This window comes from Paenibacillus fonticola DSM 21315, from assembly GCF_000381905.1.
Taxonomy (GTDB): Bacteria; Bacillota; Bacilli; order Paenibacillales; family Paenibacillaceae; genus Fontibacillus; species Fontibacillus fonticola.
In genome coordinates, this window is sequence record NZ_KB907249.1 from 263,034 (window position 1) to 275,173 (window position 12,140).

Annotated in this window: 8 protein-coding genes and 1 pseudogene; all 9 read left to right on the plus strand. The window is 48.9% G+C overall.

Annotated features, from left to right (window positions below; all coding sequences use genetic code 11):
* Positions 1 to 88: 88 nt before the first annotated feature.
* Complete coding sequence (locus G358_RS0107485; protein ID WP_019636587.1) at positions 89 to 1,582, plus strand: amidase family protein; 1,494 nt, start codon at positions 89 to 91, stop codon at positions 1,580 to 1,582.
* A 96-nt stretch (positions 1,583 to 1,678) separates the two neighbouring features.
* Positions 1,679 to 4,102 (plus strand): heavy metal translocating P-type ATPase, encoded by a 2,424-nt coding sequence (locus tag G358_RS0107490; protein ID WP_019636588.1) that lies wholly within the window; start codon positions 1,679 to 1,681, stop codon positions 4,100 to 4,102.
* Positions 4,103 to 4,478: 376 nt separating this feature from the next.
* Positions 4,479 to 4,808 carry a hypothetical protein gene (locus G358_RS31590; RefSeq protein ID WP_084662704.1) on the plus strand — a complete coding sequence of 110 codons (330 nt, stop codon included), beginning with the start codon at positions 4,479 to 4,481 and terminating at the stop codon, positions 4,806 to 4,808.
* Between the two features lie 258 nt (positions 4,809 to 5,066).
* Entirely contained in the window at positions 5,067 to 6,845 is a 1,779-nt protein-coding gene (locus G358_RS0107500; RefSeq protein WP_019636590.1) for an ABC transporter ATP-binding protein, read from the plus strand.
* A gap of 193 nt (positions 6,846 to 7,038) precedes the next feature.
* Entirely contained in the window at positions 7,039 to 8,016 is a 978-nt protein-coding gene (locus G358_RS0107505; protein WP_019636591.1) for a LacI family DNA-binding transcriptional regulator, read from the plus strand.
* Positions 8,017 to 8,031: 15 nt separating this feature from the next.
* Positions 8,032 to 8,922: a ribokinase gene (rbsK, locus tag G358_RS0107510; RefSeq protein WP_019636592.1), complete on the plus strand. Its 891-nt coding sequence runs from the start codon at positions 8,032 to 8,034 to the stop codon at positions 8,920 to 8,922.
* Positions 8,919 to 9,839 carry a ribonucleoside hydrolase RihC gene (gene rihC, locus G358_RS0107515; protein WP_019636593.1) on the plus strand — a complete coding sequence of 307 codons (921 nt, stop codon included), beginning with the start codon at positions 8,919 to 8,921 and terminating at the stop codon, positions 9,837 to 9,839. Before rbsK ends, rihC begins: the two co-directional genes overlap by 4 nt.
* A 113-nt stretch (positions 9,840 to 9,952) precedes the next feature.
* Positions 9,953 to 11,380, plus strand: a complete 1,428-nt coding sequence (gene dcuC / locus G358_RS0107520) for a C4-dicarboxylate transporter DcuC (protein WP_019636594.1) — start codon at positions 9,953 to 9,955, stop codon at positions 11,378 to 11,380.
* 526 nt (positions 11,381 to 11,906) lie between these two features.
* Positions 11,907 to 12,140, plus strand: a pseudogene (locus G358_RS29615) (IS110 family RNA-guided transposase); the annotation flags it as partial.

The following is a 12,140-nucleotide window of genomic DNA, read 5'->3' on the forward strand; positions in this document are numbered from 1 at the left end:
GTCCGGTTATATGTTAGATTAAGTTATATAGGGTACATTCCAAAAACAACTGTTCAACGTGGAAATATAAGAAGAGGGGGAGCGTGTAATGGGGATTCAGCTTGAAAAGTGGATCATCGAGGCCAGCATCGGTATGATGCAAAGGGCGATGGAGAAGGGGGAGATGAGTTCTGAGGATTTGGTTGCGGCCTATTTGGGCCGAATCGATCGTTATGATCATCGCCTGAAGTCGGTAATCGAGGTCAATCCGGAAGCCATGGATACAGCTAGAGCTTTGGATCGGGAACGTAAGGAGCAGGGCAGCAGGGGAGCGCTGCACGGTATTCCTATTTTACTGAAAGACAATATCGGAACGCATGACCAGACCCGCACCAGTGCGGGCTCGTTAGCTTTAGCGAACTCCATTCCGAAGGAGGATTCTTCCGTCGCCTCGCAATTGCGCGCTGCCGGCGCTGTCCTTCTCGGCAAAGCCAATATGACCGAATGGGCCAATTTTATGTCGAGCACGATGTGGGCAGGGTACAGCTCGAGAGGCGGGCAAACGTTAAACCCTTATGGTCCAGGGGAGATATTTGTCGGTGGCTCAAGTTCCGGTCCAGCGGCGGCGGTTGCCGCCAACCTGGCGGCTGCGGCGATTGGTACGGAAACGACAGGCTCTATCATCAGCCCGGCCAGCCAAAATTGCATTGTCGGAATTAAGCCGACGGTGGGCCTGATTAGCCGGCGTGGAATCATTCCGCTATCAGAAACGCAGGACACGCCGGGGCCAATGGCTCGCACGGTTGCCGATGCTGCGCTTATCTTGGGTGCGCTTACTGCCCAAGATGCGAGGGATGCCGTGACTTTGTCGAAGAGCCGTTTGGCGCTTTCCGATTATACGCCGTTTCTCGATCGCACTGCCCTGGCAAAATCCCGCATCGGCATTCCGCGATATTATTATCAGCATCTTGATGAAGGGAGGTTGGCCCTGATCGAACAAGCCATCCATGTACTTGAGGCCGAAGGGGCAACGATCATCGATCCCGTAGAATTGCCTTGCGAGGGGGAGCAGTGGGATGCCAATGTGCTATATTTTGAATTCAAGAAATATTTGAACGACTACTTGAAGACACTACCGGAAACGGTTAAAGTTTGTTCGCTGGAGGATGTGATCCGGTTTAACGAGCGGCATGCAGCGGCCGCTTTGAAATTCGGACAGGATATTCTGCTTTCGTCGAACCGGACAAGCGGTACCTTGACCGAGCAGGCGTATTTGGACAGCAAGCGGAGAAATCTTGAACTGGCCGGGAGACAGGGGATCGATGCCGCATTAGAGCATTATCATTTGGACGCATTGCTGATTCTAGGGGACGATGATGTCAACGATCTTGCTGCCCGGGCTGGGTATCCTTCTATAACTGTACCTGCCGGCTTTGTTTCGGAAGGGGTCATTACTCAGGAGGGGTATACGACAAAAGGTCCGCACGGAATAACTTTTGTGGGTACGGCCTTTAGTGAGCCAGCTTTAATTCGGCTTGCTTATGGGTATGAACAAGCTTCGCGGCATCGCGTTCCTCCTAATCTCGATGAAATTAGGGGTTGACATATACCCCATGGGGGTATATTTTATTAGTACATAGCATGCTGCATAAACAACAGTTCTGTGCGGCACGACTCATAGAAATGAGGTGTACTAAAAATGGGCAACGAGAATAATACGACTTCTTTACAGATTACGGGTATGACTTGTTCTGCCTGCGCCAACCGGATCGAGAAAAGTCTTGGCCGGCTGGAAGGCGTACAGGAAGCGAACGTAAATTTTGCTTTAGAACGGGCAACCGTGGCGTATAATCCAGAACTCACCGATGTTTCCAAGCTGGAAGCGACGATTCATAAGCTCGGCTACGACGTTGTCAAAGATGTCGCTGATTTGCAGCTCCATGGCATGTACTGTGCGGCCTGCGCCGTCAGAATCGAAAAGGCGATTGCTAAAATTCCTGGCGTATCGAGCGCGGCTGTTAATTTTGCGCTGGAAACCGCGCGGGTCCAATATAACCCCGGGGAGGTATCGGTTCAGGACATTCAGGAGCGCGTGGCGAAGCTTGGGTATGAGGCTGTGTTAAAGCAGGAACAAGCTGACGAGGGCGATTACCGAGAACAGGCAATTGCCCGGCAGAAACGCAAGCTGCTCATTTCTGCGCTCTTATCGCTGCCACTGCTTTGGACGATGGTCAGTCATTTCTCTTTCCTATCTTGGATATGGCTGCCGGATTTATTTATGAATCCCTGGTTCCAGCTAGTACTCGCTACCCCGGTGCAGTTTTATATTGGTAAGCAATTTTACGTTGGAGCATATAAAGCCTTGCGGAATAAGAGTGCCAATATGGATGTTCTTATTGCACTAGGAACGTCGGCCGCATATTTTTACAGCTTGTATCTCACACTGGAATGGGTCGCAGCGGGGAATGGGGGCCAGCATGCTCCGGCAATGTATTATGAGACGAGTGCCGTCTTGATCACGCTCGTTATTCTTGGAAAACTGTTTGAAGCTTTGGCTAAAGGACGCACCTCGGAAGCGATCAAAAGCTTGATGGGACTGCAGGCCAAGACTGCTCTTGTCGTTAGAGAAGGAAAGGAGCAGATGATCCCTGTAGAAGAGGTGCAGCGCGGAGATGTCGTCATTGTCAAGCCAGGGGAAAAAATCCCGGTGGACGGAGAGGTGCTTGAAGGCGTATCGTCGGTAGACGAATCGATGCTGACCGGGGAAAGTTTTCCGGTAGAGAAACAAGCGGGAGATGCTGTCATTGGAGCCACGATCAATAAAAATGGCAGCTTGAAGATCCTAGCTACCAAAGTAGGCAAAGAGACGGCATTGGCGCAAATCGTCAAAGTCGTTGAGGAAGCTCAGGGTTCAAAGGCGCCGATTCAACGTGTAGCGGATGTCATATCAGGAATTTTTGTTCCCATTGTTGTTGGCATTGCGGTGCTTTGCTTTATAATCTGGTATTTCTGGGCTTCCCCCGGCAACTTCGCACATGCGCTGGAAATTGCCATAGCTATATTGGTTATCGCTTGTCCATGCGCACTGGGGCTAGCTACCCCTACCTCCATCATGGCCGGCTCTGGACGTGCAGCGGAGCTGGGGGTACTGTTTAAAGGCGGCGAGCACTTGGAGACGACGCACACAGTGGATACCGTCATCCTTGATAAGACGGGCACAGTTACGAAAGGAAAGCCCGAACTGACCAACGTGGAACCGGAAGGGATGGCGGAAAGCGACTTCCTTCGGCTAGTCGGGGCGGCTGAGAAAAGTTCAGAGCATCCGCTGGCGGAGGCTATTGTGGCCGGCATTGAAGACAGAGGAATTGATATTCCCGCTGCGGCAAGCTTTGAGGCCATTCCTGGCTACGGCATTCATGCTGAAGTCGAAGGCCGGGACATCATTATTGGCACCCGGAGGCTGATGGCGAAACACGGTGTACAAATCGCTGCTAATGCGGATACCCGGATGTCTGCACTGGAGCAGGCAGGCAAGACTGCGATGATAGCAGCAATTGACGGGAAGTATGCGGGAGTTGTAGCGGTAGCCGACACGATCAAAGAAACTTCGCAGGCTGCGATTTCCAGATTGAAGGCGATGGGAATTCAGGTAATTATGATCACCGGTGATAATGAACGAACCGCCCGTGCTATTGCCGGGCAGGTTGGAATTAACGAGGTATTGGCTGAAGTGCTGCCAGAAGGCAAAGCAGCAGAAGTGAAAAAGCTGCAGCAGCAAGGCCAGAAGGTGGCGATGGTCGGGGACGGAATTAACGACGCGCCTGCCCTCGCGATGGCCGACATCGGCATGGCGATCGGAACCGGAACCGATGTAGCTATGGAAGCGGCTGACGTCACTTTAATGAAGGGCGACCTGAACAGCATTCCTGATGCGATCTATATGAGCCGCAAAACGATGAGCAACATCCGGCAAAATTTGTTCTGGGCGCTCGGTTATAACTCGCTTGGCATTCCCATCGCTGCGCTAGGGCTGCTGGCTCCTTGGATTGCAGGAGCGGCAATGGCCTTGAGCTCCGTATCCGTCGTATTGAATGCGCTGAGACTGCAGCGAATGAAAATTTAATACGGGAGCAGCGGAAAATGTGATTTTAGTAGGAAGATAACGGGAACAATAGCCGTTATCTTCTTCTTTTTTATTTTAAAGCAGTACGAATAGTATGAATTAAGTCCCTTGTATAAAGCGAGTGACAACTTGTAGAATTGTGACATGAGGACATAGGCACACACCGTTTGGTCCTGAAGGAGATTGTAATTCGGCGGCATAAGCTGATATTTGCGCCAGCGTGCTTGGGGGCGTGTATGGATAGTGCCATATGGGTAGGCCGAGTTGTAGAGCCACTCATTATTTACTAATAAATAGATATGTCCAAGATCATCTTCATGAACTTATCAAAGTGATATAATGCATTAAATACATACATATGCTGAGGTGATAAGTAATGCATAGAAGAACTACAGGGATGCTGCTCATTATTATCGCCGCATTTCTGTACGGCATTCGCTATTTAGCTGCAGCGATTTATGGGTCTAACTCCTCCACTTGGAGCGCAGAACTTTTCAACGAGATGCTGAACTATGTCGGTAAAGGGCCAATGATTCTTAGTACAAGCGCGTTGATATTAGGGGTTGCATATATGCTTGTTGCCGAATTGGAGGGCACGAGCATGCGTAAGCAGATCGAACAAATTAAGAGCAACTGGAATGAATTTGACTTATATGAAAAGGGGGGAACTAGTGAAAAGGGCAACAGCCAGAAGAAAAGCAAATAAGCTTTGCGCCATAACGGTAAAAATGAGACAGTTCGGGATCTTGGCCTGGGCTGTTATTTTTTGCTTATATTGCGGCAGACGCCGATTTTTACATTGAAATTGAAGCGTACAAACGGTGCATGCGGTGAATTATCGGACACTTCTTCAACTAACGTTTTAAAACAGACGCAAAATGTTATAGAGATAACATAGGAAGAGTTCTATACTTTTTGTGGTACATTACCATATATTATCACAAGTTAGAAGCAGGTGAACGACATGGCAAAAACCGAGGTGTCCTTCGATTACTCCAAAGTGTTTGAAAATGAGCAGGAAGCGAAAATTAAGCCGCTCCGACTGCTCGCACGGCTGTATCGTGAACATATTAGCAAAGTAGCTCTTTCCGCAATATGCTATGCTGTCAAATCGTCCCCGCAGTGGGTGCTGTCGATTGTTACGGCTAATATTATCAACATTGTCAGCTATCCTGACCGCCACTCGATTCGTGAATTTTGGATAAATCTCGCCGTCATTATCGTCGTAATATTGCAAAATATTCCGATGCATACGCTCCATGTCAGCTACATCAGTAAAGCTGTCCGGCATGTAGAAGCTGGGCTGCGAAGCACTCTCGTTCGGAAGATGCAGCAGTTATCTTTAAGCTATCATGGAAATATGAGCGCTGGCCGGCTTCAATCGAAAGTGCTGCGCGATGTAGAAGCGATCGATTTTTTGTCGCGGCAAATGATGACGAGCCTGATTCCCGCAGCCATTAGCCTCACGATAGTCATTACTCTCACCTTGTATCATAGCTGGTTTGTCGCTCTGTTTTTCATCTTTATGGCACCTGCGGCGATCTTGTTCGTTCGTTTTTTTCGTTCCAAAATGTCTAAGCACAATCGCGAAGTACGGAAGAAGATCGAAGAAATGTCAGGGAAAGTATCCGAGACGGTGGAAATGATTCCAGTCACCCGTGCTCACGGGCTAGAGGATGTCGAAATCCGCAAGGTGGACGCCGCTTTGCAGAACATTCGGGAAAGAGGCTATCGCCTGGATATACTCGAAGCTTATTTCGGCTCGACGAACTGGGCTGTTTTTCAGTTGTGTCAGGTCGGTTGTCTGTTCTTTACGGCGTACCTGTCTTATTTGGGGCATATGGAGATCGGGGACATTGTCATGTATCAGAGCTTTTTTGCCATGATCATTAACTCGGTCACTTCGATTTTGAACGTGTATCCTAATCTGGTCAAAGGCTTTGAGTCGTTGCATTCCGTTACGGAAGTGATTATGTCCGAGGAGACGGAGGAGTACAAAGGACGTTTTAAGCCGGATCGTATTCAGGGAGAATACCGTTTCCAAGGTGTCGCATTTCGTTATAAAGGCTCGGATCGCCATGTGCTGCAGGACTTCTCTTTAAACGTTAAACCAGGGGAAACGGTAGCCTTTGTCGGTGAATCGGGTTCGGGAAAATCAACGATATTAAGCCTGATTATCGGATTCTATAAGCCGCAAGCGGGTCAAATTTGGATTGACGGCATCCCGATGAATGAACTGAGCATGAACCGTTACCGCCAGTCTTTGGCGATCGTACTGCAAAACAATATATTATTCTCAGGCACGATTCGCGAAAACATTACATATGGGCTGCCGCATATTTCCGAGGAGAAGCTGCAGCAGGCGGTATGGATGGCGAATTTACAAGATGTGATCGACAGTTTACCTGAAGGGCTGGATACTTCGGTAGGTGAGCATGGGGGCCGGCTGTCCGGCGGCCAGCGTCAGCGGATTGCGATTGCCAGGGCGCTTGTCCGCGATCCGAAAATTATTATTCTCGATGAAGCGACTTCCGCGCTGGACAATATGTCGGAGCGTCATGTCCAGGAAGCGATGGAGCAACTGATGAAGGGAAGAACGACGTTTATTGTAGCTCACCGTCTTTCCACCGTAAAAAATGCCGACCGGATCGTTGTTATGAAGAAGGGGGGAATCGTGGAAAGCGGCACATACGAGGAGCTTCTGATCAAGAAAGGCGAGTTTTATAAACTGAAAAATATGTGATTCATGATAGGAAATTACTGGAGTAATAAATTTACTCAACAACGGAAAATGAGTGACTTGAAAATGAAAGATTGGCCAGATGGTTTTCAAAGACGAGCCTTCTGGATACAAGCAAAAAACGGTTGACTAATCACGTTGCCAGTAGTATATTGAATGTGTAACCGGTTACCTATGAGTGGAGTGAACACATGATATGATCTCAATCAAAGACGTTGCCAAGTATGCAGGTGTATCCGTAGCGACTGTATCCAGAGTTTTGAACAACAGCGGGTATGTCGGCCAGGATACGAGAAAAAAGGTTGAAAAAGCGATTGAAGAACTTAATTACAAGCCGAATGAGGTGGCTAGAAGTCTGTTTAAGAAACAGTCCACCACGATTGGCTTAATCGTGCCTGATATTATGAACCCCTTCTTTCCTGAGCTGGCGAGAGCTGTTGAAGATACGGCTATTCAGTTAGGGTACAATGTCATTCTTTGCAATTCGGATGGGGATCAGAAGAAGGAACAAAACTACCTGGATATCCTGCAGCAGCAGTATGTAAACGGTATTATTGTTTCTTCCAATACGCTGACCGCGGCTCAAATCGTACGGCTTAACATTCCTGTCGTCAGTATCGACCGCGTCATCAGCAAAGGCCTGCCGACGATTGTCGTAGAGAACAAGAAAGGGGCCATGATGGCAACGCGCTATTTGCAAAGCAAAGGCTGCCGCAGGATTGGCCACATTAAAGGAAATAGCAGCGTAGTCAATGCTGAAGAACGCTGCGAAGGCTACAAGGAAATTATCGGAAACGAGCCTTGGTTTGACGAGACATACATCGCAGAAGGCCAATATGACATGCAGTCGTCCATTCAAGCGACGCTGGAGCTGCTGCAAAGGCATCCTGATATCGATGGAATCTTTGCAGCGAATGACATTATGGCGATTGGTGCAATTAAAGCGGCGTATCAGCTTGGCAAAAGAGTGCCCGAAGACATTGCCATCATCGGCTTTGACGGTATCAGCCTGTCCAAAGCGACGACGCCGGAGCTGACTACCATAGAGCAGCCGATTTACGAAATGGGCGAGAAGGCGACCAAGATGCTGGTGAGCTTAATGGAGCAGCAGACCGTGGATCAGGAGAACTATAAAATATTAGATGTCACGCTAATAGAGAGAGAATCTACTTAAGAAGGAGAAATAGGAATGGAGCGGAAACCCAAAATTACTGTTGTCGGCAGCATCAACATGGACCTAGTCACGATAACGGCTCAAGTGCCTCAAATCGGCGAGACGCTCCTTGGCAAGCAATTTCAGATGAATCCCGGCGGAAAAGGAGCCAATCAAGCGGTAGCCGCAGCACGGCTTGGTGCAGACGTTCGTTTGATTGGCTGCGTCGGGAATGACCGCTTCGGTCAAGACATTTTGCAGCACCTCAGAAATGAAGGTGTTGATGTAAGTGATGTGGAACCGGTTACAGCTCATACGGCTACTGCTACGATTACCGTCCACAATCAAGATAACAGCATTATTGTCGTTCCAGCCGCCAATCACCATGTGACCGCTTCCTTTGTAGAATCCAAACGGGAAGTCATCCAGGACAGTGATATTCTTCTTGTCCAGTTGGAAATACTGTTGGAAGGTGTGCAAAAGGCCGTAGAGATTGCTAAAGAAAATGGCGTAACCGTCATTCTGAACCCGGCACCAATTCAAGAGCTGCCTGTACAACTAATAAAGCAGGTAGACTATCTGACGCCTAACGAGCATGAGCAAGTTTTGTTGAAGCAGCGCTTTAGTGAGCAGGAATTGAACGGAAAGCTTATCGTTACGAAAGGCAGCCAGGGTGTCTCGCTGATGGCAGATGGTCAGGAACTTACTATTCCGGCCTACAAAATCGGCGTCGTGGATACAACCGGAGCAGGGGATTCGTTTAATGGCGGCCTGGCCGTTGCTTTAAGCCGAGGAATGACATTGAATGATGCTTGCCGGTACGGCAATGCTGTTGCTGCTCTATCGACAACGAAGCTCGGTGCACAAAGCGGAATGCCAACCGGAGAAGAGGTTGAGCAGTTTATTAAAGGAGGACGAAACAAATGACAAAAAGACCAATCATTATCGACACAGATCCTGGCATTGATGATGCAGTTGCATTAGCGATCGCCCTGTATAGCGAGGAGCTGGATGTACGCTTAATTACTACCGTTGCCGGAAATGTGGGCCTGGATAAGGTGACACTGAACGCCTTGAAGCTGTTGAAGTTCTTCAAGAAGGATATCCCGGTAGCGATGGGGGCGGGCAGACCGCTGATCAAAGCGCCGATCGATGCGAGCAATGTCCACGGCTCTACCGGCATGGACGGCTATGATTTCGAAGAGCCAACGAAACAGCTGCTCTTGCAAGAAAATGCGGTCAACGCGATGCATCGGGTCATCATGGAAAGCGAACAGCCGATAACCTTAGTCCCGATCGGACCTTTGACGAATATCGCGCTTCTCCTGCGAATGTACCCGGAGGTAAAGGAGAAGATTGCCGAGGTAGTCATCATGGGCGGATCGACAGCCCGCGGCAATGCCGGAGTCATGGCCGAATTCAACATATTTGCCGATCCGGAAGCGGCGAAAATCGTGTTCCAAAGCAATCTGCCTGTCGTCATGGTTGGGCTTGACGTAGGATTGAAAGCGCTCGTATATCCTGAAGACAGTGAGCGGCTAAAGGACATGAACGAGACAGGACAAATGATCTATCAGCTGTTCCAAAAATACCGCGGCGGCAGCATGAAGACCGGATTGAAAATGTACGACAGCTGTGCGATCGCCTATCTCCTGCAACCGGAGATGTTTACCGTTGCAGATACTTTTGTGGACGTAGAATTAAGCGGTTCCCTAACAGCCGGCTGCACTGTCGTGGATTTGAAAGGTTATCTTGGCCAGGAGAACAACGCTAAAGTTTGCGTCGATATCGATCCGCAAATGTTCAAAACGTGGTTTTTGGAAGGCTTAAGCAAGTGCAACTAAACTAAGCTTGATCAACTGGCTCTACATTACGAATCATGATCTTAGGACACTTTGATCTGCATCTGATTTGAGTTTTTCAGCATCCAATCTGCATCTTAGGAGGAACACCAGCTATGGGATCTAATTTAGTCATGTATGGCTCTGCGATTGTCGCTGTACTTATCGTTATTTACATGTTAATCAAGAAAATGGACATTAAAATCACGCTTTTTCTGATGGGGATCATCTTGATTTTGGTCGCAACAGCAATGGGGAATGGTATCGCCGTTAAGGATTTTGAATCGACGGGTTCACTGTGGCTGGATCCGCTTCAGGTGATCGTGATCCAGTTTAAGCAGACGTTCACGGCAGCGGGCTTCATCATCCTCCTGCTTGGGGGTTATACCGCTTATATGTCCTCCATAGGAGCGAACGAAGTAACGGTCAACGCTTTAACGAAGCCTATTTCCAAAATTAAGTCGGCTTATATTCTTGTACCTATCGTATTTTTACTAGGCAATCTATTGTCTCTCGTCATTCCGAGTGCATCCAATCTGGCGATCATTTTGCTGGCAACCTTGTTCCCAATCCTTAGAAAAGCAGGCATGTCGGCGCTTTCTGCGGCGGGGGTCATCGCTACCTCCGCTACGATCGTTCCTACTCCGCTAGGAAGCGACAATGTCGCCATCGCCCAGGAATTGGCCAAGCACGCGATGTTCGCCGACTTGACGGTAACGGACTATGTGTTCAGATACCATGCTATCGTATCCGTTCCGACATTGATCTTTATCGCACTGGTTCATTATTATTGGCAGAAGCGCATGGACAAGAAAGCAAGCCATTTGCAGGCAGAAGCCGAAGTGAATCATGATTCCAAGGAGGATATCGAAGTTAAGGGCGGCAAGCTATTCAAAACCGTATACGCAATTTTGCCAATCTTCCCGATTATTCTGCTGCTGGGTACTTATGCGATTCAGATTACGACAGGCAATGCTATTGAGCTCAGCGTAGAGGTGGCAACCTTGGTATCGTTCGTGCTTGCTATCGTCTGCGAAGTCATTCGTCATAAAGGCGATCGCAGTGTACTGGATAAAACGGAGTCCTTCTTTAAAGGAATGGGTGGAGCCGTACCGATTGTAGCCCTGCTCGTTGCAGCCTCCGTATTCGTTACAGGACTGAAGTCTATCGGCCTGGTAGATGCGCTGCAGCAATCGATGCAAAATATTCAAGGCAACGGATTAGACTTCATTCTGCCGCTCGTTCTAGTAGCCATTACGGCGCTGATCGTTATTCTTAGCGGCAGCGGTACCGCTTTGATCTTCGCCATGGTACCATTGATGGTTCCATTAGCGGACGCAGCAGGAATCAGTCCGATTGCAATTTCCGTTCCAATGGGCTTGGCGGGCAATCTGTTCCGCGCGGTGTCCCCGGTCGCCGCCGTGGTGCTGATCGTGGCGGGAACGGTGAAGACTGACCCGATTGCTATTGTCAAAAGAACCTCGGTTCCGATGATCGCAGGCGTGATCTTTATGTTTATCCTGTCCATGGTTGTCTTCCTGTAATCCAGCACGATTAAGAAGATCAAGTAGATCAGGCGGAGCCAGAAGATCTGGAAGATCCCGTTTGATCCAGAAGATCGAGAGGAACCGGAAGACTCGGGAGAACCGGAGGATTGAGAAAAACTGAAAGAACCGGGGGGCGAGAAAAACCGGAAGAACCGGAAGAACGGGAAGTACCAGAAGGTTGGGGGAAATTGGAATAATCGGAAGAACCGGAAGATTGAGAAAAACCGAAAGAACCGGAAAATCCAGAAAAACCAGAAAAACCAGTGGAGCAGGCTGAGGCCTGTTCCTTTTTTGTTTAGGCGCTTGCCCGTTAAGTGCGTGAAACGCGCGAATCAAAAAACGCCCCGCTATGCGGTGAAGGGATCGAGGGTTTGACCAATAAGACCGTTCCACTGTTGTTTGATTCTAGCTATGATGAACGTAAACAAAAGACAGCCCTCCACATTGCTACATCTCGTAGGTTAAAATGGAAAGTGGAAAGACCAACCATTTCAGAGCTACATAGCAAAGGAGAGCTGATACTATGCAGTCTATCACAAAATTCGTCGGTTTAGATGTATCCAAAGAAAAAATTTCGGTGGCCATTGCGGATTCAACCGGGGAAGCCCCTCGCTATTACGGGAGCATTCCACATTCGGCGGCGGCACTTCGTAAACTCATCAAAGAACTGGGGCCAGCCGATCCCCTTTCGTTTTGTTACGAAGCAGGTCCTACGGGTTACGAAACGTACCGCTGGATCACCTCCATGGGAGCGAAG

Coding starts and splice junctions, on each gene's coding strand:
- dcuC (WP_019636594.1), top strand. CDS start 9,953: ATGGGATCTAATTTAGTCATGTATGGCTCTGCGATTGTCGCTGTACTT.
- G358_RS0107485 (WP_019636587.1), top strand. CDS start 89: ATGGGGATTCAGCTTGAAAAGTGGATCATCGAGGCCAGCATCGGTATG.
- rbsK (WP_019636592.1), top strand. CDS start 8,032: ATGGAGCGGAAACCCAAAATTACTGTTGTCGGCAGCATCAACATGGAC.
- G358_RS0107505 (WP_019636591.1), top strand. CDS start 7,039: ATGATCTCAATCAAAGACGTTGCCAAGTATGCAGGTGTATCCGTAGCG.
- G358_RS31590 (WP_084662704.1), top strand. CDS start 4,479: ATGCATAGAAGAACTACAGGGATGCTGCTCATTATTATCGCCGCATTT.
- G358_RS0107500 (WP_019636590.1), top strand. CDS start 5,067: ATGGCAAAAACCGAGGTGTCCTTCGATTACTCCAAAGTGTTTGAAAAT.
- G358_RS0107490 (WP_019636588.1), top strand. CDS start 1,679: ATGGGCAACGAGAATAATACGACTTCTTTACAGATTACGGGTATGACT.
- rihC (WP_019636593.1), top strand. CDS start 8,919: ATGACAAAAAGACCAATCATTATCGACACAGATCCTGGCATTGATGAT.